Origin of the sequence: Bacillus sp. A01H, assembly GCF_045277205.1 — a bacterium.
GTDB lineage: Bacteria > Bacillota > Bacilli > Bacillales > Bacillaceae_G > Bacillus_A > Bacillus_A paranthracis.
Genome location: NZ_CP117702.1, coordinates 2899473 through 2925206, shown reverse-complemented (window position 1 = coordinate 2925206; position 25734 = coordinate 2899473). Strand labels below are relative to the sequence as shown.

The window sequence follows — 25734 nt, the reverse complement described above, 5'->3', positions numbered from 1 at the left end:
GTTAATTCCTTATAGTAAAAGACTTATAGAATCATTCTATAAGTCTTTTTATTGCTGTATAGAAAAATATATAGGCACATTCTCTTCTCACAAAGAGAAATAAAATTCTTAACAAGAACGATAAAATAAATATATAAGCAGTAAAGCAAATTTCAATAAAAGTAGCTTGTTTGCATTTGAAAAATCTAGAATGTTTTTAATTGCTATGAATTACTTTCACAACTTTTGTGGGCACTCCTGCAACGACAATGTTTGCAGGTGCATCCTTTGTAACAACTGCCCCTGTAGCAATAACTGAATTGTTTCCAAGTGTCACACCAGGAAGTATGGTTGCACTAGACCCGATCCATACATTTTCACCAATTGTAACAGGGGAGGCGTATGTCGTGTTTCTTGTTTCTAAAGTTAGCCCGTGATTAAGTGTGGCAATTGTAGCATTCATACCGATTATACAATTGTCTCCTATTTGAATCCCATCTCTATCTTGAAAAGAACATCCATTGTTAAAAAATACGTTTTTGCCCTTACAAAATATTCATTATTCTTTCAAAGGTTCCAGTAAAACAACTTCACAGAAATGTTCATGTTCAAATGAGGAAGAAGTGAACAATAAAACGATTTATATTCCGAAAATTGTAATTTTTATGATTGTTAAATATAATAGTGATATATATTGAGTGGACTTAAATAGAAAATAGTTTAGTTAATTAATTATTTTTCGTCTTAACTAATATGGCATTGGAGTGAAATACATTGGGACAAAATCAGTTCAGATGGAGTAACGAGCAATTACGAGAACATGTTGAAATAATAGACGGTACAAGAAGTCCTCATAAATTATTAAAGAACGCAACATACTTAAATTCCTATATACGTGAATGGATGGAAGCAAATATTTGGATCTATGATGACAGAATTATATATGTAGGAGAAAAACTACCAGAGCAACTACATGAATGTGAAGTTATTGATTGTGATGGAAAGTATGTCGTTCCTAGTTACATAGAACCGCATGCACATCCATATCAATTATATAATCCAGAGACGTTAGCGAATCATGCGATGCAATTTGGGACAACAACTTTTATTAATGATAATTTAACTCTATTTTTCACATTAAAGCGTGAGGAATCATTTCATTTATTAGATAAATTTAAAAAGCTTCCAGCTAGTATGTATTGGTGGTGCCGTTTTGATGGACAAACTGAATTGCAAAATGGGCAATCTTTATTTAATAGTGAAGAAATAATAGAATGGCTACAGCATGAAGCAGTTCTTCAAGGAGGGGAGCTAACAGCATGGCCAAAATTATTACATGGCGATGATGAAATGCTAACTTGGGTGCAGGAAACAAAGCGATTACAGAAAAAAGTAGAAGGACATTTCCCAGGAGCATCTGAAGCAACGTTAGTAAAATTAAAACTGTTAGGTACAGACTGTGATCATGAAGCAATGACGGGGCAAGAAGTGTTAACTCGTCTTATGCAAGGTTACACTGTTTCTCTTCGAAACTCTTCCATCCGACCAGATTTAGAAGTTTTATTAAAAGAACTACTGGAATTAGGTGTGAAGCAATTTGATAGATTCTTTTTCACAACAGATGGTTCTCATCCGTCCTTTTATGAAAACGGAATGACGAATGTAATGATTACTACTGCTATAAAGCAAGGTGTTCCAGTAATAGATGCATATCATATGGCAAGTTATAATATTGCTCGTTATTATAATATGGAGCATATACATGGTTCGATTGGGACAGGGAGAATTGCAAATATCAATATTTTAGAAAGTAAAGAAAACCCAGTACCAGCGAGCGTTATTGCAAAGGGGAAATGGGTGAAGCGTGACGGTGTAAATACGCATGAAGCATTACATATAGACTGGGGTAAATGTAAAGTAACTCCATTATCATTAGATTGGTCCATAGAAAAAGAGGATATGATTTTCTCTAATAAAACGGGTATACACTTATTAAATAACGTTATTACAAAACCATATACTAGTAAAATCAACATAGAATGTAATGAATTGTCCACAGATCATGATGAATGTTTCCTTATGATGATTGCTCGTGATGGCAGTTGGCGAGTGAATACAGTTGTGAAAGGTTTTGCGAAAGAACTAGGTGGGCTTGCTAGCTCTTATTCTGGTACAGGTGACATCATTCTTATCGGAAAAAGAAAAGAAGATATGCTTATAGCTTTTCATAGAGTAAAAGAGCTTGGCGGGGGAATGGTAATAGCTGAGAAGAATGAAGTATTACATGAAATCGCATTACCATTGCTCGGAATTATGTCTAATTTAAAAATGAGTGAATTAATACAGGAAGAGAAACAGATGGTGAAATTACTACAAGAGCGTGGCTACGCGTATGATGATCCAGCATTTACAATTTTATTCTTTTCTGCGACGCACTTGCCTTTTATACGGGTAACGCCTATAGGGCTATATGATGTGAAAAGTGGAAAGGTAGTTGCTTCGCCGGTGAATTTGATAAAGTAATATTAGAAAGAACTCCTCCGCTACAGTAGTTATGTAAAGTGGGGGAGTTTTATATTTTAGATGTATTGTTATAAATAGGGTTACATATAAATAATCTCAAAAATAACCTTAAACGAGAACAAATAGATAAATTAGGAAAATATATTTTTAAAACATACTTGACGCATAGGAATTAATGGATTAATATGTGGATATTACTTATTTTACCACTCATTATTTTAATGCTAAAACAAATTGAATAGCTGATTGGATAACCAAAGGCACGTATACATTTCATAATTTTGAAATGTGTTCGTGCCTTTTTGTATTATTCATAGAGCAAGGAGCGGAGGAGATATGAATAAAACGATGCCAACATTAATCGAAGAAACAGATTGGTTGTTTCGTAAAATGGTCCGTAAGTTTGTAAAGGAACGTGACAAAATTAAGATTGAAGGTATTATGTTGCCGGGCATCTTAATATTAAACAAAATTATTCGAGATGGTGAGCAGCGTCTAACTGATTTAGCAGAAGAACTGGATTTTACATCAGGAGCGATTACGGCATTATGCGATAAGTTAGAAGAAAGAGGCTTGGCTATTCGGAAACGTCATCAGGAAGATAGACGAATCACTTTACTTGATATTACTGAAGATGGCCTGAAATTTATAAAGCGAAATAATAAAATAAGAACAAGTTTTATGTCTGTTTTATTCGATGGATTTTCAACAGAAGAATTACAAGTGCAGACCGAAGTTTTTAAACGCTTAGCCCATAATTTAGAACACCTTTCGGATACAATTATGAAACTAAGCAATGAGAATACAGAGGAATAACAAAGAATACTATTACTCTAGTTATTTGGGTCTGAAAATTCAAACTGTTAAAAGGTGACTTATTAATAATATGAATAGGAGTGGAAAGAATGGGACATCCAACAATTTATCCAACAGGGGCAACAGTATATAATCCCGGGAAAGCTTGGAGTGGTTATACAATTTATCAAGCTGCAGATCATGGTGCGTTATTAATTGATATGAATGGAAAGGAAGTACACTTATGGAAAGGACTGCGTGGATTTCCAAATAAGTTATTACCAGGCGGATATGTTTTTGGTCATACAGCACAAAGAGATCCTGAGTACGGTTTTCAAGATGAAGTAGATTTAGTTCAAGTAGATTGGGAAGGAAACATAGTCTGGAGATTTAACCGTCTGGAACACATTGAAGACCCAGGCCATGATCCGCAGTGGATGGCTAGAGCTCATCATGATTATCAGCGTGAGGGAAATCCCGTGGGTTACTATGCACCAGAATTAGAACCGAAAACAGATGGTGGAAATACGTTAATTTTAGCACACAAAAATGTACATAATCCGAATATATCCGATAAGCCGTTATTAGATGATGTCATTATTGAGGTAGATTGGGAAGGGAATATTATATGGGAGTGGGCTGTCAGTGATCATTTTGAAGAACTTGGATTTGATGAAAGTGCTAAAAATGTACTATTCTGTAATCCTAATATTAGATCCTTTGGTGGTAATTCGGATGGAGATTGGATGCATATAAATTCTATGTCTACAATTGGTCCGAATAAGTTTTATGACCAAGGAGATGAACGTTTTCATCCTGAAAATATTATTTGGGATGCTAGGGAGTCAAATATAATTGCCATTATTGACAAGAAGACAGGAAATATAGTTTGGAAACTCGGTCCTGATTATTCTAGCCCAGATGTTAAGCATTTAGGATGGATCATTGGACAACATCATGCACATATCATTCCGAAAGGATTGCCTGGAGAAGGGAATTTACTTGTATTTGATAATGGTGGTTGGGCAGGATACGGTCTTCCAAACCCTGCATCTCCATACGGTTCCAAAAATGCTGTTCGTGATCACTCGAGGATTCTAGAAATTAATCCAGTAACTTTAGAAATTGAGTGGCAATATACGCCAACTGAAGCTGGATATCAAGCTCCTTTAGATTCGTATCGATTTTACAGTCCATATATTAGTTCTGCCCAAAGGCTACCAAACGGAAATACATTGATTACAGAAGGAGCAGATGGTCGGATTTTTGAAGTTACTCGTGAGCATGAGCTTGTATGGGAATATATTTCACCTTATAAAAATAACAGAAACTCCAATATGGTTTACCGTGCGTATCGTGTACCGTATGAGTGGGTACCTCAACTAGAAAAACCAGAGGAGAAAGAAATTACTCCTCTTGATATAGCAGCATTTAGAGTCCCGAATGCTGCAGAAGCTGGTACGGAATCTGTTGTGACAGTCGAAGGAACAATATCTTACGGCACCGGAGATTTCTGTGTAGCGACATTGGAAGAAATAAATAAAATACGAGATTAACGTTAGTAATTTAAAGTGTGGGGAGAGTCATTTCCCCCACTTATTAAAATGAACTTGATAGGTTTGTTATATGACAAAACGTTTCCATTTCTTTATTTGTAATAATTTAACGTAATATTTCGGTTAAACAAATCTTACTTCAAGCTTGAACAAATTGTTATGGAGGAATGATAAATGGTGAAACTAAAGCCTTTATTTTTAAGTTTATCAATGGTTACTAGTTTAGCTGTAGCAGGATGCTCAAACTTTTCAAAAGAAAGTGCGGGAACGACAAAAAGTAATGGGAAAGAAACGGCCGCGGTGAAAATGGCTATAGATACAGCTGCTGGCGGATCTTTTCAGTTTAGAGCTGCCGAGAAACAAGGCTATTTTGAGAAAAATAGTATTAAAGCTCAACTATCGAATTTTGCTTATGGAATTGATACAGTTAATGCGGTATTAACGGAACAAGCTGATACAGGTCTTGCTGCTGATTATGCGCTTTTAAATTCGTTAGGAAAAGGAGATATGGTCGTAATTTCAACACTTACGCGAGGAAATGAAAAATCATCAAAAGACAATGAGCTTCTAGTTAGAGAGGGGATTAAAACAGAAAATGATTTAAAAGGTAAAAAGTTAGGCGTATCTAAAGGGACTGTAACGGAGTATGTTTGGGCGAAATATTTGGCAGCGAAACATATTAATGAAAAGGATATTACCTTCGTTCCATATAGTACACCAGACGAAGCTATTGTAGGAATGAAAAATGGTGATATAGATGCTGTTTGGAGTTCTGGTGCATTAAAGGATAAATTTAAAAATATAAAAGGTGTAACAAAATTAGGTGATTTAGAAAGTGCAGGCGTTACAATTGACAGCTATTTACTAGCAAAAAGATCATTCGTCGAGAAGAATCCAAAAGCTGTTGAAAACACACTTAAGGCTTTATCTGAAGGTATTAAATATGTAGATAACAATAAAAAAGAAACCGCTAAGCTTGCTTTTGAGCAATTGAAACTACCAGAGAAAGATGCGTTAAAAGATATTGAAAGACAAAACTATGTTCTTGGATTTACAGAGGAGGACGCAAAACATTTAGAAGATATGAAAGTATGGTTAGAAGAGAAAGGGAAACTGAAAGATAAATATGAATTGAAAGATAAAATTAATCTTGAAGCACTTAAAAAAGCTTTCCCTGAATCTGTTACTTATAAATAGAATAGGAGTGAAGTATGGTGAGTACAGTAAGTGAAAAAGAAGTATTGAAATCTCCTGTGGCCATTTCTATTTCTGGGTTATCTAAATCATTTAATAACGAACAATTTGTTTTAGAAGATGTAAATTTAACAATTGGGAATGGTGAATTTTTTATATTACTTGGCCCAAGCGGATGTGGAAAATCTACGTTATTAAGTATGGTTGCTGGATTTGTTGAAAAGACATCAGGGAAACTAATAGTCAATAATGAAGAGGTAATTAAGCCTGATAGAAATCGTGGCGTCGTATTTCAACAAGCAGACGCAGCGCTTTTTCCGTGGCTAACAATTAAAGAAAATATTGAATTTGGTTTAAAAATGAAAAAAATGATAAAGCAGACCCGAAATGATATATCCTCTCACTATATAAAACTTGTTGGACTAGATGGGCATGAAGGAAAATATCCAAGAGAACTTTCTGGAGGAATGAAACAAAGAGTTCAATTAGCACGTGTGTTAGCCAATGACTCGCAATTTTTATTAATGGATGAACCATTTGGAGCACTCGATGCAATGACTAGAAGAACAATGCAAATAGAGTTAATTCGAATTTGGAAAGAAACAAACAAAACGATTATTTTTGTCACTCATGATATTCAAGAAGCTCTATTACTTGGGCAAAGAATAGGGGTAATGTCTAAAGGACCTTCTTCAAAAATTGAAAAGATTTACGATATTCCACTACCGTATCCGAGAACATTTACAGATAAAGAATTTAATTACTATTATCAAATGATTCAATCACACTTTGATTGAAAGGAGGTCCAAATATGAGCGTGTTGAAAGATGAGATTGCAAGAAAAGAGACTATTTATGAAACAAATAATTTCAAGATTGGTTTACAAAAGAAGCTATTACAAAGTGGAATTATCGCTTGGATACTTATCCTTACGATATGGAGTGTTGTAGCGAATTTTTCTGATCCGCAATTTTTGCCAAGTCCGATAGCAGTTTTGTATGGAGCAATTGAACTGAGTCAAAATGGTTCCTTATTTATATATATAGGAGTTAGTTTTTTAAGAGTAATAGCTGGATGGATTTTAGGGAATCTTGTAGCCATTCCGGTAGGATTATTAATTGGCCGAATCCCATGGTTAAGAGCGCTATTTGATCCAGTTATCAATTTTATTCGCTTTATTCCACCTCTTGCCTTTATAACATTATTTATGCTTTGGTTTGGTATTGGAGAGCAATCTAAAATTTTTCTCATTATGTATGCAACTTTCTTTATTGTGACGATTAACACAATTACCGGTGTGCAAGCTGTTGAAGAAGATAAAATTCGCTCAGCGAGAAGTATGGGAGCATCAGAATGGCAAATTATGTTCCATGTCATCATACCAGCAGCACTTCCTTATATTTATACGGGGGCAAAGCTTGCAATGGGATCCTCATTTATGGCCATTGTTGGAGCTGAAATGGTTGCAGCTAATGAAGGAATTGGTTATATGATTTGGAATGCAAGGTTATATTTCAAAACAGATTGGATTTTTGTCGGTCTTGTTATTCTTGGATTGATGGGCTTCTTGATGGATCGGATATTTAATAAATTCGGAAGTGTAGTTCTGAAAAGATATAATGTGGTGAAAAAATAAAAAAGAGCCATTTAGCTGACTAAAAAAGGTTAGATAAATGGCTCTTTTTTATGAAAAAAGTCGATGCGTTCTTACTTCTTATTATTTTTCTATCTTGGTTTCAATCCTCTTCACCAAATCAGCTGACACGTTATGAAAATACTCTAACACTATCTTTCTAATATCATCAGATATAACTTTCAAATCACCAGCTAAGTTTTCTGCAAGATGTTCTTTTTCTATCGGTTTTAACTTCGTATAAAATTCACCAGCCTGCGTAAAGTCATCTTGTTTCGTTATTGAAGTTCTTTCAAGTTCACCTTCAATGTATCTTCCGTCACCGCTCGTTATTTGATTAGCAGGTGTCCAATTTTGCTGTTGGTTAATCGTTAATTTCCGAAATTCGGGACCAATTCTTCTTCTTTGAGAATCACTATAAATGTTAGCTCGCCCTTGCAACATTTTATCATCTGATAATTCAGCACCGTCAAGTAAATTAGAAGGGGAGAAAACGACTTTTTCTACTTGTTCCATATAATTTTCAGGGTTTTTATTTAATACCATTTTGCCGACTGGTATAAGAGGATACGCTTTTTCATCCCATATTTTTGTATCATCTAAAGGGTCGTAAGAAAGATGCGCTTCATCTTTCGGGTCCATGAGCTGGACATATAAACCATATTCCACTGGTTTACCGTTTGCAATTGCATCATATAAATCTTTGCCGCTATAATCAGGGTTTTCGGCAGCCAGTTTATTTGCTTCCTCGCTAGTAATGAATTGTACACCTTCAAATGGGTACCAATGATACTTTACATACTTTCGATTGCCTTCTGCATTTCTCCAAACATATGTATTTACACTATGTCCTGGGATGTGGCGAAGGCTTTTGGCCGTACCATTATCAGAGTACAAACGGACAACGAAATGTATGGATTCAGGTGCTCTAGCGACAAAGCTCCAAAATCTATTAGAGTCTAATAAGTTATTTTTAGGTGAAGGTGACAACGCTTGAATGGTTTCAGGGAAACGCATCGGATCGCGTACAGAAAAGACAGGAATGTGATTACATAATAGATCGAAAATACCTTCTTTAGTATAAAATTTTGTAGAAAAACCGCGTACATTTCTAGAAGTATCAGGTGTTCCTTTCGTGCTAACAGCTAATGAAAATCGCACCATAACGGGAACTTTCTCATTAGCATTTTGTAGGAAATTTAGTTTAGTATGTTCGGGCATTGGATAGATTGTTTGAAAATAACCGAACGCACCAAATCCTTTTACATGAACAGGTCTTTCTAAAATTTTTTCGTGAATAAATTGTTGTAACGCCTCGTGAAGCACACTATCTTGCTCTAGAACAGGTCCACGTGAACCAACTGTTTGAGAGTGAAGGATTGCTTGTTCATTACGTTCTCCATTTTCATTAAAGTCTTTCCCTAGTAAAGATTGCCTCTGTTTATCATAGTGTTCATTCATCAATATAGCCTCCAAATCTTTTTCGTCCATTGTTACTAAATATGATTTTATAGCCTTGATTATGTATAACACGCTAAGTTCAAACTAGTTACAGACCGCTAGATGAGAAAAACGCGTATGTAGTGGACCTGTTGAAATAGAAGAAATTATGGAAAAATGAATATCGGGAAGAACATTACTATTAAAATTTCAATCTTAAAAATGAATTTATACATGACTTTATAGAAAATGAACATAAATAAAACAGGGAAAATAACTAGGAGGAATGTAACATGTCGGATTGGTTTCAATTAGATAAAGAGTATATGATGTCAACGTACTGTCGTACAAAGCTTGCGATAGAAAGAGGAGCAGGGTGTAAACTGTATGATGTGGATGGTAAAGAGTATATAGACTTATTTTCTGGTGTCGGAGTAAATGTATTAGGATACAATCACCCGAAAATCGTACAAACAACAATGGATCAAGTTACGAAGTCGTTGCATTTACCGTTTCATTTTTTAAATCCAGTTGCGATTGAATATGCAAAGAAATTAGTTGATTGCTCTTTAAAAAACGGAAAGGTCTTTTTTACAAACTCTGGTACGGAAGCGACAGAAACGACGTTGAAATTAATTGATAAATATAGAGCTATTATGCATGAAGAACGTGAAGGAATTGTAGTGTTGAAGAATAGTTTCCACGGGCGTACGTTGGGGGCACTTCATTTTACGAGACAAGAAAGTGTATATCAAAATTTCCCGAAAACATCGATCCCAGTATATGAAGTTGAGCGCGAGAATATAGAGCAATTAGAAGAGACAATAATTCATGAAAATCCAATTGCAATTATGTTAGAACCTGTATTAGGAAGTGGGGGGATTTATCCATTATCGGGTGAATATTTACATGGTGTTCAAAACTTATGTGAGAAATATAATGTACTACTTATCGTTGATGAAGTTCAAAGTGGTATGGGAAGAACAGGAAAACTATTTGCTTATCAAAATTTCAATATTACACCACATATTATTCAAATTGGTAAAGGAGCAGGAGGCGGGATACCACTTGGCGGAATTATTGTAGGTGAAAGGTTATGTGATGTATTTGCACCAGGAGATCACGGCACAACATTTGCTCATTCATCAATGGGAACGGCTTTAGGTTTAACTGTATTAAATACATTACTTGACGATGGTTTAATGCAAGAAGCATATGAAACGTCACTATATTTGAATGACAAACTGCAAGACATTCAGAAAGAAAATTCTTATTATATTCAGGAAGTGCGTCATGCGGGGATGATGTTTGGGATAAGTGTGAATGACACGAATGAAAATGTGAAGAAATTACAGATTGAGTTAATGAGTAAAGGAATGTTGGTCGATGTAACACAAGGGAATATTATTCGATTACTTCCGCCGTATATTATTACGAAAGAAGAAATTGACGCATTCATTTATGAGTTTATTTCCTGTATTCATAACATAGCTGCTACAGCAAGTATTTAAAAAAATATAAAAAAATATAAAAAGCTGAAGAAGTCGCTATTTTAGCGGCTTCTTCAGCTTTTTAAAATAGTAAATTATTTAACCTAGAGAGCATCTCATTGGACAAATAATTAATTATGTGAAACAATAATAACAGATAAGGAGACGTTAATTTTCCTTAAGTGCTTCGAATTAATTTTATTCAATAAGAGAAGGTGTGCTTAAAGAAGTTAAATTAAATAAGGAGCTGTTTTATTATATGCAACAAAATAATGATTTGAATTTTGAACCTCAAGACGTTAATATTGTTAATCCTAAACAAGCCAGGAAAGCAGTAGTTGCTACTGGTATAGGGAACGCAATGGAGTGGTTTGACTTCGGATTATACGCGTATTTAGCGGTAATTTTAAGTCAATTATTCTTCTCAGGTGTTGATAATAGTGGATTGCAACTTGTACTTACATTCGGTACATTTGCAGCGGCCTTCCTCGTTCGACCAATCGGAGGTGTATTCTTTGGTAGAATAGGAGATAAGTACGGCCGAAAAATCGTGTTAAGTACTACTATTATTTTAATGGCACTTTCTACATTATTCATCGCATTACTACCAACCTATGAACAAATTGGTGTATGGGCACCAATACTACTTTTAGTTGCCCGAATGATTCAAGGCTTCTCTACAGGCGGCGAATATTCAGGAGCAATGGTTTATATCGCAGAATCTTCTCCAGATAAAAAGCGTGGTATACTCGGTAGTGGTCTTGAAATTGGAACACTCTCAGGTTACATTGCTGCATCGGTAATTGTTACCATTTTGACGTTATTGTTAACAGATGAACAAATGCTCAGCTGGGGCTGGCGTATTCCTTTCTTAATAGCTGCACCAATTGGTTTGGTCGGTTTATACTTACGCCGTCATTTAGATGAATCTCCCATCTTTGAAGAGATGGAAAAAGCACAAGAGGAATCTGAAGACAATGAACAATTTTCATTTATGGATATTATGAAATATCACAAAAAAGACTTCTTATTAAGCACAGTAATTGTCGCCTTCTTTAATATTACAAATTATATGATTCTTTCGTATATTCCTTCTTATCTAACTCAAGTACTTAAAGTCGAAGAAACAACAGGCTTACTAATTATTTCTATTACGATGGCACTTATGATTCCACTAGCACTATATTTCGGTAAATTAAGTGATAAAATTGGTAATAAACGCGTCGTGCAAATTGGTTTACTTGGTTTAACTGTATTTGCAATTCCAGCATTTTTACTAATAGGTAACGGGCATATTGCAGCTATATTTGCAGGTATTTTCGTATTAGGTTTCTTCCTAAGTGTATATGAAGGAACATTACCTTCATTATTACCATCACTCTTTTTCACTGATGTACGTTATCGAGCACTTTCAATCTCATTTAATATTTCTGTATCGATATTTGGTGGTACAACACCACTTGTATGTTCATACTTAGTTCATGCAACTGGTAACCCGCTTGCACCGGCATTTTATTTAACAGGTGTAAGTATTATTGGATTAGTTGTATTTAGTGTACTATTCGTTACAACATCAGGACGTGCGCTAAAAGGTTCATATCCTACAGTAGAATCGAAAAAAGAAGCACACCAAATTGCTAAAGAAGATCCTGAAGAAACACTTTGGTGGCATGAAGAGTCATTAGAGATTGAAGCAGGGAAAAACGCCTCAATTTAAAAAGTAAGGTAGAAGTATAAAAAGACTCCTATGAAAATAGGAGTCTTTTTGTTGTATTATTTTTTCCTTTTCTTTAAATCCTTCTGATACATGTAAAGCTTATGAATTTCATCCTTAAATTCCTGCAAAAGTACGATGTTTTCCTCATTTGAATAACGCACTGTATTATAAGCATTACTAATAATATGACTCTGAATATTTACATCTTCTTCACTATTTATTCTATCTAACCATGCCTCAATAGTTTCTCCTCGATTTCTATTTAAAGGGGGAGTTAACTTACTTTCAAGCTTAAAAATCTCTTTTCGAATTTCGTTATGTGGCGGTTTGTTTCGTTTCAAACGTTTTTGGCTCATTCCTTCTTTATCAGTGATGATAGTAGATTCAAAGACAGGTATATTTGGTAAACTGAATTGTTTTCGTTTTTTTATTATTTTCCAAACGACATAAATAGCAATGAGTGTACAAACTAATATGGTAATGCTATTTATAAGAGTTGGATCAAAAGAACGTGGCTCCAAATCATCCTTAATTGTAGGGTCTTTTAGATTTCCTTTATTCGACCAAAAATCATCTGTTTCTTTTAACACGGCTGCTGAAAATAATGGATTGATAGCGTATCCGAACCCTAATGCAACTGCTTCTATGATAAATGAAAAAACAAGCCGAATGAAAGGAAACACTTGAATAAGTACTATACTCATTACACCAATCGTAATAATAGAAGCGAAACGTAATAACTGTTGATTACGATTTGCTCCAGTTAACCAAAATGTAATCATAATGTGTATAACTAATAGTAATAGTTTCCCGAGTGGTGGAAAGGGAGCATAAAATATAGCCGAAACACCAAACCAAACAATACCACCTAACGATTTTTGAACTGGGTATCCTGGTCCAACTACATGTACGATAAAGAAGAAAAGCGGTAACATAATTGTGCCAAATAGAGAGAACGGGAGAAAGATAGAACAACCGATTATTTGAGTCATTAACAGTATGACAAATCCAGTCGTTTTTTTCTTCGTGAATGTATGGATTAGAAATACACCAATATAGCTTAGTGCTAAAAATATAGCAATAGCAACAAGTTCGTCCCTTTCTGTTAATAACGAAAGGAGGAGCAGCAGAATAAAGTCATTAACGTGATAGAGCCAAGTTTTCAAGCTTTTCCACCATCCCTTCGTTATTTATGAGAAACGTAGGTTGCGATAGAAGAGAGAGGTCATTCTTCTGCAAGCCAATGTAAATCATTGTAGACAATCGTTCTCCTTTTCTATTTGTATAATGGAGAAATCCTTGTTTCGGAATTAGTGTGCTATCGTCTGAAATACGTGCCAATTCCTCTAAAGCTTTTGCGTAATGTGTTTGTCCTTCATTTAATGGTAAGTGCAGAGGGCCACCTTCAGCTAATACACTAATAAATAATTCAAACGGTATTTGATGCTTCGTAGCATATTGACAAATGTATGTTGCAAATGAAATAAGGTCTTCTATATTATCTTTCCAACCAAACCCGCGATCAGCAGCTAATGAAAGACAAATTGTCCAACTATAATTTTTAACAGGCTCATATTGCTTTGCTTGTAATTCCTGCATTTTGGCAGATGCTTTCCAATGAATGGAACGGAAAGACTCACGTTCGTACCGTTTCACACCGATAATAGATGTTTCATCATTGTAAAAAGAAAAATTCGTTCGATAAGATCCATTTAAAAGTTGCTGAAGTTCTTGCAAATCTGCTACTTCTTTAGGTGATGGATACACAATAATTTCAGTTCTTAATTTATCAAATACAGGTAAATGTACAGATAATAAATGAAAAGGATCTTTCAAAACACATTCGAACTGTTCAATTTGAAACACGCCACGCTTCGTTGCAGTTAATGATAAATCCCATTTTTGCGCTGAATGAGCAGGTTGTGAAAATGGGAAAGAGAATAGTGTTTTTGATATTTGTTCAATTCCTTGATCTTTATTCGGTAGTAGGGACGGGTCTAAATGAAAATAACAAACACCGTTAACGAGTGGTATGTTTGCTCCGTTTTTTAAATGAATAAAAAATTGTCCAGATTCATTAGGAAATAAACGAGTTGTTTGTTTCTCGTTTAGCACTTGAAACTGTTTTTCTATATATGCGACATATTTATAAATGAAAATCGCAAATAAATAGTAGAAGAAAAAGAAAAACATAATGATTCGTTGCGGCATAAAAAATGTAAATAGTATCGCGCCTGGAACAGATAGTTGAATAATATGAAGTTGAAAAAATAAAGGTACAGTTACAACGCGCTGTCCATTCATGTTTGCTCAATCTCCACTGGTACGTCAACCTCTTTTAAAATCTTTTGCATCATTTCATTTTTTGTCGTACGTAATGCGCCTTCCATTGATAAGATGATACGGTGATTCCAAACAGAAGGAACTAACAATTGTATATCTTCTGGTGTGCAATATTCTCTCCCGCGTAAAAAGGCTAGCGCTTGAACTGCACGTACTAAAGCAAGTGTGGCACGCGGACTTACACCGTTAGCGATATAATCATGATTTCTTGTAGCATGAGCAAGTTTAATAATGTAATGTTCTAACGGTTCTGATACGAAAATCTCTTTTACTTGTTTCTGTGCCTCTAAAATATCATCTAAAGTAATAACAGATGTGACACTTTCTAGTGGTGCATCGTTACGAAAACGTCGCATCATTTGTAGTTCATCTTCAGAATTCGGATAACCTATAGAAATTGTCATTAAAAAGCGATCAAGCTGTGCATCTGGAAGAGGGAACGTTCCTTGTGATTCAATTGGATTTTGCGTCGCAATAACAAAGAACGGTTTTGGAAGAGGAGTTGACTGCTTTTCAAGCGTCACTTGTCGTTCTTCCATCGCTTCTAATAAACTAGACTGTGTTCTCGGCATTGCACGGTTAATTTCATCTGCCAGTAGAATGTTTGCCACGACTGGTCCGAGTCTTAACTCGAATTCGCTCGTTTTCGGATTGAAATATTCAATACCTGTCACATCACTCGGAAGTACATCCGGTGTAAATTGAACGCGAGAAAAATTACCACCAATACTTTTTGAAAGTGTTTTCGCAAGTAACGTTTTCCCGGTACCAGGTACATCCTCAAGAAGCACATGTCCGTCAGCAAGCAAGGAAACAATTAATAGATCTATAACATTTTCTTTACCTACAAAAACTGATCCTATATTTTCCTTCAATTTATTTATCATATATATCATTCCTTTCAAAATATAAACGGATATTTCTATATTTTAACAAATTATTCAGAAAATTTATATGATTTTTCAATTCAAAGAAATAAATATTCAATTATTAAATTATACTCTTGCATATTTTGGAGTGTGAATATATAATATCGGTATACGATGTATCGCAAGTCGATATATCATGAGGCGATGTATCGGAGGTGGTTATAATGAATACGAAAGCGAGAAAATATATTCCGTTAACTGAGGCGACATATTACATACTGTTATCACTAGTGAAACCAATGCACGGTTATGGAATTATGCAAATGGTAGAAGAGATGACAAATGGAGAAGTAAAGCTCGGTCCTGGAACTTTATACGGGAATACGACGAAGTTATTAAAAGAGAAATTAATTGTTGAAGTTGCCTCAACAGATAGAAAGAAGTGCTATGAGTTAACGCCACTTGGTAAAGAAGTGTTAGAGCTAGAGTATAACAGGTTGCAGAGATCTGTAAGGAATGGGAATAGTATATTAGGGGAGTGAATGGAAGATGGAGACAAAAAGGGTATTCAAGTTTTTTACGGCATGGAATTTAGAAAAAGAAGAAGCTTTTTTACGAAAGATGCATCAGCAAGGTTGGGCATTACAAAAATATAATTTAATGTATACGTTTCAGAAAACGGAGCCAAAAGATGTAATATACAAAGCTGATTTTAGATTGGTTTATAGAGATTCGAAAGAACAACAACAAGAATATTTCGAAATATACGAAATGTCAGGTTGGAAACGCGTAACAAGTTTCACAAGATGGAATTATTTTTGTAAAGAAGTAGAAGAAGTAAATGAATTGCCTGATATTTACTCAGAAAAGGAGACGAGGATACAAAAACTAAATGAATTATTGTTATTCCTTGTTATTATATCAGCAAGTTTATTACCATCAATGTATAATCTGTTTTTAAGCCCGATGGAATCAAGAGTGCCAATGTGGGCGAAAGTTATGACCGGTCTTACAGGTGGTATGTGGATGTACTTCTTTATAAGACTTTCTTGGAAAATCAAGAAATTAAAAAGTGAAATATTATAATAAAAAGTGGAGTTGAAAAGAAGTTGATTTTGTAAAGAGGTAATTAATATGGGAATCAACTTCTTTTGTTTCTATATAATCGTATTTTTGCTCACTCTTTTTTATATAATAAAAATCTATATGAAGGCATAAAATTAACAATATCAAAGCCGCAATTTATCCTGAAAATAATAAATGAAGAAAAAAGATTCATATTGAGGATCAAAAAATAAAAGATGACTAAAAAGATGTGGGGTGTAACTTATAATAAGGAAGAAACACGTTTTTTATTAAAGTATAAAACGAAAAAATCCCTTATAGAAAAATCTATTTCTACAAGGGATAATCATGTTTTTATTAGAAAGACTGATTTTGAGCAGGTTTAATAAATTGTTCAGGATTTTCAACAAGCCCACATACAGCGCATTGGACTCTGTAAGTAGGTCCTTGATAGGCCATATGAAAAGCATTCATCGTTTCATTTGTATATTCTTCTTCTACTTGACCAGTTTGTGGATTTAATTTGACTGGTTTTACTTGTTGCTCAAGAATATTAAAGCGAGTACGGTTCGTTTTACAACTTGGACATAGCATTGGTTCCATATGTATACACCTCCATTTGTAGCATTTCTTAAACTCATTAATTTTATGCAAGCGAAAAAACTTTCTCAATATAAATAGGTGTTTAATGTATTTAAAATTCAGAAAAAATAAAATATAATAAGAGTACGAACTGGTTATGTCCAAACCAAATCTCCTGTTTTATGCCAATAAGCTGGGAGGCCGAGAAATCGGCCTCATTTTTTTGTGCTCGTTACTATAGGAAACAAGGTTTTTATGAGACTTTTGTCGAAATTTTAGGGATGGATATAAAGGGGGGATGTAAAATGAATTTGAAAATGAAGTACATCATTTTATATGTAGAAAAGTTTGAGGAATGTTTAAAATTCTATAAAGATATTTTACAGTTACCTATAAAATCAGAGCACGGTACATATATTGAATTTAATACGGGATCTACAATATTAGCAATGAATACGCGGCAAGATGTGAAAGAATTAACAGGATTACCACTTACAGAAGGCGAGTTACAATCTTCTCATTTTGAATTAGGATTCGTTGTCAAAAATGTACAAGAAACGATTGAGCAACTTAGAGAACAAGGTATTAAGGTTTTAGTTGAACCAATTGTAAAGCCGTGGGGGCAAACCATTGCATATATTGCTGATCCAGATGGAAATTATATTGAAATTTGCAGTTCATTAGAATAGAAGGAGAAAAAGAGATGGGATTTCCGAAACTAGAAACAGAACGTTTACAATTAAGAGAACTAACACTGTTAGATGCAGAAACGATGTTCCATTATTTTTCAAAAGAATCTGTAATACGTTATTTCGGAATGGATTCTTTCGAAAATATTGAGCAAGCGAAAACAACGATTCAAACGTTTAAAAATCGTTATGAAGAGGGAAGTGTATTTCGCTGGGGAATAGAGAAAAAGGGGACGGGCCAATTAATCGGAACGTGCGGTTTTCATTTAATTAACCATCATCATAAGCGAGCTGAAATTGGTTATGAATTAGACGATACATATTGGGGACAAGGATACGCCTCGGAAGCGTTACAGGCGATTTTAGCTTACGGGTTTGAAACGTTGCAACTTATAAGAATTGCTGCTGTTGTATATGTAGAGAATAAAGCTTCTCAAAAATTATTAAGTAAAGCAGGATTTCAAGAAGAAGGATTACTTCGAAAACATATGATTCAAAATGGAGTTGCGCATGATACGATTTTATATTCTTTATTAAAAGAAGAGTGGAAGAAATAATGAGTACGAGTGAATTGATAAATGTTATGAAGAAGCATAAAGAAAATAGGTTCATTTTAGGTATAGATGGTTTAAGTCGTTCAGGAAAAACAACATTTGTTGCAAATTTAAAGGAAAATATGAAACAGGAAAGCATTCCGTTTCATATTTTTCATATTGATGATCATATAGTGGAGCGTAATAAACGCTATGATACCGGATTTGAAGAATGGTATGAGTATTATTATTTGCAATGGGATATTGAGTGGCTTCGGCAAAAGTTTTTTCAAAAGTTACAAAATGAAACGAGACTGAAATTACCGTTCTATAATGATGAGGTAGACTCATGTGAAATGAAGAAAGTACAGATTCCCATAGTAGGCGTAATTGTAATTGAAGGTGTTTTTCTACAGCGAAAAGAATGGAGAGATTTCTTTCATTATATGGTGTACTTGGATTGTCCAAGAGAGACAAGATTTCTACGCGAGAGTAAGAAAACACAGAAAAACCTTTCAAAGTTTGAGAATAGGTATTGGAAAGCAGAGGATTATTACTTAGAAACGGAATTGCCGAAGGATTGGGCGGATTTAGTTATAAATTGATTTGAAGAAAACCTCAACTTTTTGTTTGAAAAGTTGAGGTTTCTCTATGTAATAGCAGATTAATTATTTCAATTAATGAGAAGGAGAATATTATTATAATTTGAATTATATATTTATAGATAAATCTATAGATGAAAAGATTCCAATAAAGCGAGTGATTACATGAGTATTTTCATTTTAGAAGACGATGTTATACAAGCACAGCAAATGAAGCGGTTAGTTGAAGAGATTTGTGAGAAATATATGTTGCCTTTTGATTTTATTGAGGTGACTAGTAAAAGTGAAAATATTATTACTAATATTCCGAAGGCGAAGTATGTTCCAATCTATTTTTTAGATATAGAGATTAAAAGGGAAGAGCGTAAAGGGTTACAAGTAGCACAAGAGATACGAAAGTATGATACGCAAGGAATTATTGTGTTTGTAACGACGCATTCTGAATTTGCACCTATTTCATATCAATACATGGTATCAGCTTTAACTTTTATTGATAAAGGGTTGCCATACGAGGAGAGATATAAAGTTTTTGAACAATGTTTACTTCAATATGAAGCAAGAAATAAGCATATTATTCCGTCGGATGACTTTATCGTTGCAAATAGTAATGCCACTGTGCGGGTTCCTTTTCATGAAGTTGAATATGTTATGACTGATGAACCGCACCGGTTAGCATTAGTGACGTTAGATCGAATCGTTTATTTTTATGGAGCATTAAAGGAGATAGAAATAATAGATGAACGTTTATTTCGTTGCCATCAGTCATATATCGTGAATACGAAGCAAATGTCTTCTTACGATGCGAAACAAAAAATGATAGTTTTAAAAAGCGGGAAACGCATTCCAGTGTCACGGCGTTTAGTGAGTAAAGTACGTAACATGTTAAAGGGTGAGATGTAATGTATATTTATGATTTATTTGCAATACTGCTTACTAGTATGTGTCATACGTTTTTATATATACAATTAATCCGATACAACAGATTGTCAGTTAGAATGTTAATAGCTTTAAGTACGGTATTCATTATTTTACTTGCTATTGTCGTAACAGTAACGAGATATCCAGAATTGAATAGTACGATTGTGTTATTTTTAATAAGTTTAGGATTAATGCAAAATGAATTGAAATTTAAGCATAATTTATATTTTGCACTGGTGAGTATGGTGATTATAACGTTAGTGAAAATGTTGCTATTAGATTTAGGGATGAAAATCTTTATGTTAACGCCATTCAATTTATATTTATGGACAGGTAGTATTATTCATCTTATCGTATCAATCCTTACTTTTATCGGTATTTTAGTAGCGCGAAAAAGAATTCAAAAAATCGCTCAATATATAGTAAGTAGTCCGTTATACTATGTAACTTATATATTATTAATGATCGGGTTTATTATTGAATTAATTTTAACTCAGCCGTCAACTGAGTTTTTAGCAAAAATAAATCAACAATACAGTGAAGTAAGTTATAATTCAGCGATTATTATTTTTTTATTATTACTAATCATCGTACTAATAAGCTCACATTTATCGAAAGAAAAGTTACGAGAAGAGCATGAAAAACGTTTAGATAAAGAGTTATTAGATTATGTGGAAAAATTAGAGGATATGCATGATGAGCTTGCTAGTTTTCGTCATGATTATATGAATGTATTACTATCGTTAGAAGAAGGAATACGTACAAAAAATGTGAAAGAAATTGAGCAAGTGTACTACGATGTTATTGCTCCCACATTAAAAACAATAAATGATCATGAACTTGATATCGCAAAATTATCTCGCATACAAATTCCTGAAGTAAGAAGCGTATTAAGAGCAAAAGTTAGCACTGCTCAGCAGCAACAAATAAAAGTAATGCTTGATATACCAGAGAACATTGAAAGTGTTTCGATGACGATTATTTCATTTATTCGTATCATTTCAGTTTTAGTAGATAATGCAATTGAGGAAGCAGTATGTAGTGAGGAAAAGATATTACAAATCGCATTCTTTGAAATGGATTCACGACAATATTTTATCGTGCGTAATAGTTCAAAGGGTGAAGCGATTGATTTACAAAAAATTTATGAGAAAAACCATTCAAGTAAAGAAGGTGCTAGAGGGTACGGGCTATTTTCGTTAAAACGAATCATAAATAAAACAAATAATGCGACGTTAGAAACAACTTATGTAAGTCCTTATTTCACACAAACATTTATATTAAATGAGATGAAATGACCATCTATGATGAAAAGGAAACCGAATAAGAAATAACTACATACTTTCTTCACTCAATTTTATACACTTCAAGTAAGAGGTGAAGCGAGATGAATGGTCTTATTTTTACAACAATGATTAGCTTTGGTTTACCGCTTATAGCACTTTTATATGCTTTTTGGAAGAAACGCTATATTCCATATATGTTAGGTATATTGGCTTTTGTTGTATCACAAATATTGATTCGCATACCAATGCTAAATTATTTAAATGGAACTAGCACAGATTTTCAAATGTTTTCTGTTATGCAGCCTATACTATTTGCAGTTTTGCTTAGTATATCAGCTGGAATTTTTGAAGAGATAGCTCGTTTTATCGCAATGCGTTATTTTATGAAGCAACGAGATTGGCAGTCTGGTTTTTTATTTGGAGCAGGGCATGGTGGTATTGAGGCGGTGTTGATAGTCGGTATCCCAGTAATATCCCTATTATTATCACAAACAGTCATTCAAAATGGTGACAGTTATTATCTCGGTGGTATTGAACGCATCTTTGCGATGGTATTGCATGTTGGGCTTTCTTTCATTGTATTGCAAGCTGTTGTCCAAAAGAAATTTCGTTATGTTGTATATGCAATTCTCATCCATGGGACTGTAAATGCATTAGCTGGCATTATATCGCTATATGTGCCAGGGAAAAGCGGGATTATTATGTCAGAAGTTTCAATAGCAATTTTTGCGTTACTCACTTTTAGTTATAGTTTCATTTTAAAAAGAAAGGGTGTATTCAAATGAGAAAAATGTTACTTATTATTATAAGTGCTATCGCGGTGTTTGTACTTGTAGCATGTACCGGTAATAAAGTAGATGAAAGTACGTCTAAAAAAATTATTTCAAAAGCGGAAGGAATTGTATCATTATTAAATGAGGCAAAATATAAAGAAGTGCATGAGAAATTTGATAGTAAAATGAAAGCTGGATTACCAGAAGAAAAAATGAAAGATCTTACACCTGTAATTGAGAAAGCTGGTACATTTGAAAAAATTGAAAAACAATCGATTGAAGAAAAAGATGGTTTATATACGGTTATTCTTGTAGCGAAGTACAGTAAAGAACAACGTACCTTTATTATTACTTATAATGACAAAGAAGAAATCGCAGGTTTATTTATTAAATAAAAAAGAGATACAGCGGAAGTTCCGCTGTATCTCTTTTTTTGTTTTAACCAAATTATGGTTATTTGTGCTACTATGAACTTATAGCTATATAGAAGGGGGGATTAGTATGAAAACTGAAATAGGTCCTAAAAAGAAGTACAGTATAATAAGCTACATATGTTTACTCATCGGCATTTTATGTTTTCTGTTCGTATTTATTACACCGACAAGGATAGCGAATGCAGGTAATATAGTGGGAGATTATGTTACAGTTGCCCTGACAGTTGCAGGTATCATACTTTCTGTCATTACAATGGCGAAAAAAACTGAAAAGAAGGGGATTGCTATTCTTTCGTTAATACTGTCCTCATCATTTTTTATATTTTGGATCATCGCAATTATTTTATTGTTTACTGGTCAAATTAGTTTTGCGCCGTAATGTGCAATAAAAAGAGTCCTTCTCGTATGAAGGACTCTTTTTATTCGCTTTCTTCTGGTTGATATTCTAAAATATCCCCAGGTTGGCATTCTAATGCTTTACAAATGGCTTCTAAAGTTGAAAAACGGACTGCTTTTGCTTTACCATTTTTCAAGATCGAAAGGTTAGCCATTGTAATTCCAACCTTCTCCGAAAGCTCTGTTACACTCATTTTTCTTTTCGCTAACATTACATCAATATTAATAATAATTGCCATTTTATTCACCTCAGACCGTTAAATCATTTTCTGATTTTATATCTATCGCATCTTTTAATAGTCTTTGGAGAACGGCAGCAAAGACCGCGATTACCATTGAAGCAAAAATTATAATCATTCCAATAACAATAATACCAGGGGCGTCATCTCTCTCTGCCACAAGATAGAAAAGTGGCATACCTAATACATATAATACACTAATGGCTAGTGCGCTGTACTTAATATTTTTTAAAGCTTTAACAGACAACTCTGAGAATGCGTTGTTTTTATCAATATAGTTTAAAAGTTTGAATGTTTGATACAGCGCAAAGTAATAAGGTATTGCTGTTGCGTATAAGTTGATAAATACAAGATATTTAATATATGCAATATCAGGATATAATTCTGCGGCGAAGTTTCCTATTTTAGGAACTAAAAAAATGCACATAGCAAGAACAGGGATACCCATTAGAATCACAGCTGTCTTTAGGAAGAGTGTTGATCCTTGTTTCATAAAAAGCACCTCATTTATTTAATATCTTATTAATTTACCACGAAATTTATTGTTAAACAATAAATTTTTATTTAATTCAATTGGGGATTTATTGTTTAACAAGTTAATAATGAAAAATCTTCTTTATAAGATAGATGAACTATACCGAGATGTAATGAATAAGAAAGTTCCTATTGTTAGCTTTAGAAAAATTGGGAACTAATAAAACATATGTAGGCAGTCAGAATTTTGTATGTAAATGAATGTGAAACTAATGGAGGCGCAATCATGTTTGTATTGGGTTTAAAGATGAAGAAGTTACTGTTAGTAGGAACGATAACACTAAGTATGTTATGTACTGAAAGTATGATGGATGATCATACGGTGGAAGCGAAAGTGAAAAAAGTAGAACAACAACCGAAAAATGTAATCATGATGGTTATGGACGGAACGAGTTCTTCAGCAACCACATTAGCTCGCTTGTATAAAGGGAAACCACTTGCATTAGATGAAATTGTAACAGGAGGAGTTCGTACATATTCGGCGGAATCAGCTATAACAGACTCAGCTCCAGCAGCTACAGCTTTAGCAACGGGGAATAAATCGAATTCAGGATATGTAGGGGTATTACCTACTATTGTGAGTTCACCTGGCCTAAAACCAATAAAAGAAGAGGACAAGTTACGGCCAGTTGCCAATGTTTTAGAAGGTGCCAAACGTACTGGTCGCGCTACTGGAATTGTTGCCACAGCTGAAATTCAGCATGCTACTCCTGCTGGATTCTCCGCTCATCATGTGAATCGTAAAAATTTTGAAGTGATCGCGGAGCAGCAAGTGTATCAAAATATAGATGTCGTATTAGGCGGGGGAAAAGCGGCACTTCTCCCTGTGAAAAGTAGTGGAATTCGAAAAGATGGTGAAGATTTAATAGAAGTAATTCAAAACAAAGGATACGAATTTGTGGAAACGAAAGAGGCATTATTGAAATCTAAATCTAATAAAATTTGGGGCTCTTTTTCACATAATGCCTTAGCGTTTGATATGGACCGAGAAGCAACAAATCCAAAGCAACCAACGCTTTCGCAAATGACGGAAAAAGCAATTGAAACGTTATCAAAAGATAAAGACGGATTCTTTTTATTTGTGGAGGGAAGCAAGCCAGACTGGGCAGCACATGTGAATGATCCAATTGGGATGATTAGTGATGTGTTAGCATTTGATCATGCAGTTGCAGAAGCATTAAGATTTGCAAAAAAAGATGGTAATACGATGCTAATCGCCGTAGCGGACCATGGTAATAGCGGTATTTCTATTGGCAATATGAATACGACAAAAGGTTATAATACTACGCCGGTCTCTGCATATATTGATCCATTGAAAAAAGCGAAAATGACACTTGAAGGGGCTATCAATAATTTGAAATCTGATCTATCCAATGTAGAAGAGGTAGCTAAATTATACGGGTTGGACAATTTAACTTATGATGAAAAAGAAAGGTTAAAAGTGGTTAAAAAGAAAATAGACGTAGGTCCAATTTTCACTACATTATTGGCTAACCGTGCGAACATAGGCTTTACAACAGGAGGTCATACTGGTGAGGATGTATTTTTATATTCATACGGCCCTCAAAAGCCAGTTGGTTTGATTCAAAACACGGACGTTGCAAAGACAATAGCGAAAGCGATGGGCTTTAACTTAGAAGAAGTAACAAACAAATTATTTGTAGAGAGTGAATTAGCTTTTAAGCAGAATGGTGCAACTGTAACAATAGATAAAACTGATGTAGCGAATCCTGTACTCATAGTAAAACATAATAATGTAACAGCTCAATTATTTGTTAACAAAAATATAATTCGTATTAAGAATAAAGATTATGAACTAGGAAGTGTTGTTGTAGAAAGCAATGGTAAGTTCTATGTACCAGAAGAAGCAAGTCGTTTATTCATAAAGCATTCTCGTTAAAAAAATGCCAATTCCTTAGCTACTACTTAGGAATTGGCATTTTTGTATAGATGAGATTTCACTCGAAAAAAAGAGGAAAGAGAACAACAAATTCTAGAGTGAACTTCCTGTGAATTTACCTATTTTATGTTTTTCATCCTAGAAAAAATATTTCTCAATATTTTAGCGCTTTAAAAAGATTGAATATTCGTATTATAACGAATATTATATTGCTATCGGCAAAAATCGATAATTTGCAGACACT

27 protein-coding genes are annotated in these 25734 nt (G+C 34.1%); 19 read left to right on the top strand and 8 right to left on the bottom strand.

The features are described from left to right. Window positions 1–196: 196 nt before the first annotated feature. Entirely contained in the window at window positions 197–535 is a 339-nt protein-coding gene (locus PSR14_RS15410) for a DapH/DapD/GlmU-related protein (protein WP_113732942.1), read from the bottom strand. A 218-nt stretch (window positions 536–753) separates the two neighbouring features. Here PSR14_RS15410 and PSR14_RS15405 point away from each other — a divergent pair, with 218 nt between their 5' ends. The 6 genes from PSR14_RS15405 (at window position 754) to PSR14_RS15380 (ending at window position 7683) form a co-directional block, all read left to right on the top strand. Beyond that, entirely contained in the window at window positions 754–2502 is a 1749-nt protein-coding gene (locus PSR14_RS15405; protein WP_000531397.1) for an adenine deaminase C-terminal domain-containing protein, read from the top strand. 336 nt (window positions 2503–2838) lie between these two features. Further along, window positions 2839–3318 (top strand): MarR family winged helix-turn-helix transcriptional regulator, encoded by a 480-nt coding sequence (locus tag PSR14_RS15400; RefSeq protein WP_001044428.1) that lies wholly within the window; start codon window positions 2839–2841, stop codon window positions 3316–3318. Window positions 3319–3407: 89 nt separating this feature from the next. Further along, window positions 3408–4853, top strand: a complete 1446-nt coding sequence (locus PSR14_RS15395) for an aryl-sulfate sulfotransferase (RefSeq protein WP_046199287.1) — start codon at window positions 3408–3410, stop codon at window positions 4851–4853. Window positions 4854–5027: 174 nt separating this feature from the next. Further along, entirely contained in the window at window positions 5028–6050 is a 1023-nt protein-coding gene (locus PSR14_RS15390) for an ABC transporter substrate-binding protein (protein WP_000239838.1), read from the top strand. A gap of 14 nt (window positions 6051–6064) precedes the next feature. Next, window positions 6065–6844, top strand: a complete 780-nt coding sequence (locus PSR14_RS15385; RefSeq protein WP_000255350.1) for an ABC transporter ATP-binding protein — start codon at window positions 6065–6067, stop codon at window positions 6842–6844. A gap of 14 nt (window positions 6845–6858) precedes the next feature. Next, on the top strand, window positions 6859–7683 hold the full coding sequence (locus tag PSR14_RS15380; protein ID WP_000114664.1) for an ABC transporter permease: 825 nt from the start codon (window positions 6859–6861) through the stop codon (window positions 7681–7683). Between the two features lie 81 nt (window positions 7684–7764). On the opposite strand, the gene PSR14_RS15375 is transcribed toward PSR14_RS15380, so the two are convergent. Continuing rightward, on the bottom strand, window positions 7765–9141 hold the full coding sequence (locus PSR14_RS15375; RefSeq protein ID WP_098487287.1) for a catalase: 1377 nt from the start codon (window positions 9139–9141) through the stop codon (window positions 7765–7767). Window positions 9142–9413: 272 nt separating this feature from the next. Between PSR14_RS15375 and PSR14_RS15370 the strand changes: the two genes are divergently transcribed. Both PSR14_RS15370 and PSR14_RS15365 read left to right on the top strand, forming a co-directional pair. Continuing rightward, the gene (locus PSR14_RS15370) at window positions 9414–10631 is read left to right on the top strand and encodes an aspartate aminotransferase family protein (RefSeq protein WP_001286491.1); all 1218 of its coding nucleotides are present in this window, start codon (window positions 9414–9416) and stop codon (window positions 10629–10631) included. A gap of 238 nt (window positions 10632–10869) precedes the next feature. Beyond that, window positions 10870–12327 (top strand): MFS transporter, encoded by a 1458-nt coding sequence (locus tag PSR14_RS15365; RefSeq protein WP_001186942.1) that lies wholly within the window; start codon window positions 10870–10872, stop codon window positions 12325–12327. Between the two features lie 56 nt (window positions 12328–12383). Here the strand turns inward: PSR14_RS15365 and PSR14_RS15360 are convergent, their stop codons facing one another. The 3 genes from PSR14_RS15360 to PSR14_RS15350 are packed head-to-tail and all read right to left on the bottom strand — an operon-like array spanning window position 12384 to window position 15557. Continuing rightward, entirely contained in the window at window positions 12384–13493 is a 1110-nt protein-coding gene (locus PSR14_RS15360; RefSeq protein WP_000860526.1) for a DUF4018 domain-containing protein, read from the bottom strand. After that, complete coding sequence (locus PSR14_RS15355) at window positions 13468–14631, bottom strand: DUF58 domain-containing protein (RefSeq protein ID WP_001014371.1); 1164 nt, start codon at window positions 14629–14631, stop codon at window positions 13468–13470. The genes PSR14_RS15360 and PSR14_RS15355 overlap by 26 nt, the downstream gene beginning before the upstream one ends. Beyond that, window positions 14628–15557 (bottom strand): MoxR family ATPase, encoded by a 930-nt coding sequence (locus PSR14_RS15350; RefSeq protein WP_000608772.1) that lies wholly within the window; start codon window positions 15555–15557, stop codon window positions 14628–14630. Before PSR14_RS15350 ends, PSR14_RS15355 begins: the two co-directional genes overlap by 4 nt. A gap of 206 nt (window positions 15558–15763) precedes the next feature. Here PSR14_RS15350 and PSR14_RS15345 point away from each other — a divergent pair, with 206 nt between their 5' ends. Further along, window positions 15764–16081 (top strand): PadR family transcriptional regulator, encoded by a 318-nt coding sequence (locus PSR14_RS15345; protein ID WP_001092642.1) that lies wholly within the window; start codon window positions 15764–15766, stop codon window positions 16079–16081. A 7-nt stretch (window positions 16082–16088) separates the two neighbouring features. Then, complete coding sequence (locus PSR14_RS15340; protein ID WP_000448685.1) at window positions 16089–16625, top strand: DUF2812 domain-containing protein; 537 nt, start codon at window positions 16089–16091, stop codon at window positions 16623–16625. 336 nt (window positions 16626–16961) lie between these two features. Here PSR14_RS15340 and PSR14_RS15335 read toward each other — a convergent pair whose 3' ends face one another. Then, window positions 16962–17207 (bottom strand): hypothetical protein, encoded by a 246-nt coding sequence (locus PSR14_RS15335; protein WP_000433609.1) that lies wholly within the window; start codon window positions 17205–17207, stop codon window positions 16962–16964. A 284-nt stretch (window positions 17208–17491) separates the two neighbouring features. Here PSR14_RS15335 and PSR14_RS15330 point away from each other — a divergent pair, with 284 nt between their 5' ends. From PSR14_RS15330 to PSR14_RS15295, 8 genes are all read left to right on the top strand, one after another. Then, a complete protein-coding gene (locus PSR14_RS15330) occupies window positions 17492–17875 on the top strand; it encodes a VOC family protein (RefSeq protein ID WP_001049851.1) in 384 nt (127 codons plus the stop codon). A gap of 14 nt (window positions 17876–17889) precedes the next feature. Beyond that, window positions 17890–18432, top strand: coding sequence for a GNAT family N-acetyltransferase (locus tag PSR14_RS15325; RefSeq protein ID WP_000506659.1), 543 nt, complete (start codon window positions 17890–17892; stop codon window positions 18430–18432). Then, the gene (locus PSR14_RS15320; protein ID WP_000107742.1) at window positions 18432–19013 is read left to right on the top strand and encodes a kinase; all 582 of its coding nucleotides are present in this window, start codon (window positions 18432–18434) and stop codon (window positions 19011–19013) included. Before PSR14_RS15325 ends, PSR14_RS15320 begins: the two co-directional genes overlap by 1 nt. A 162-nt stretch (window positions 19014–19175) precedes the next feature. Further along, window positions 19176–19910 (top strand): response regulator transcription factor, encoded by a 735-nt coding sequence (locus PSR14_RS15315; RefSeq protein ID WP_000021630.1) that lies wholly within the window; start codon window positions 19176–19178, stop codon window positions 19908–19910. Continuing rightward, the gene (locus tag PSR14_RS15310; protein ID WP_000276085.1) at window positions 19910–21226 is read left to right on the top strand and encodes a GHKL domain-containing protein; all 1317 of its coding nucleotides are present in this window, start codon (window positions 19910–19912) and stop codon (window positions 21224–21226) included. The genes PSR14_RS15315 and PSR14_RS15310 overlap by 1 nt, the downstream gene beginning before the upstream one ends. A gap of 89 nt (window positions 21227–21315) precedes the next feature. Further along, window positions 21316–21999, top strand: coding sequence for a YhfC family intramembrane metalloprotease (locus PSR14_RS15305; protein WP_001013699.1), 684 nt, complete (start codon window positions 21316–21318; stop codon window positions 21997–21999). Continuing rightward, window positions 21996–22382, top strand: coding sequence for a DUF3887 domain-containing protein (locus PSR14_RS15300; RefSeq protein WP_001230588.1), 387 nt, complete (start codon window positions 21996–21998; stop codon window positions 22380–22382). The genes PSR14_RS15305 and PSR14_RS15300 overlap by 4 nt, the downstream gene beginning before the upstream one ends. Before the next feature lie 106 nt (window positions 22383–22488). Then, window positions 22489–22800, top strand: coding sequence for a hypothetical protein (locus PSR14_RS15295; RefSeq protein WP_000845529.1), 312 nt, complete (start codon window positions 22489–22491; stop codon window positions 22798–22800). A gap of 40 nt (window positions 22801–22840) precedes the next feature. Here PSR14_RS15295 and PSR14_RS15290 read toward each other — a convergent pair whose 3' ends face one another. Further along, window positions 22841–23056: a helix-turn-helix transcriptional regulator gene (locus PSR14_RS15290; RefSeq protein ID WP_000974621.1), complete on the bottom strand. Its 216-nt coding sequence runs from the start codon at window positions 23054–23056 to the stop codon at window positions 22841–22843. Window positions 23057–23066: 10 nt separating this feature from the next. Further along, entirely contained in the window at window positions 23067–23549 is a 483-nt protein-coding gene (locus PSR14_RS15285; RefSeq protein WP_000809098.1) for a DUF2975 domain-containing protein, read from the bottom strand. A gap of 267 nt (window positions 23550–23816) precedes the next feature. On the opposite strand from PSR14_RS15285, the gene PSR14_RS15280 reads away from it, so the two are divergent. Beyond that, window positions 23817–25490, top strand: coding sequence for an alkaline phosphatase (locus tag PSR14_RS15280; protein WP_000497796.1), 1674 nt, complete (start codon window positions 23817–23819; stop codon window positions 25488–25490). The last annotated feature ends 244 nt before the right edge of the window (window positions 25491–25734 follow it).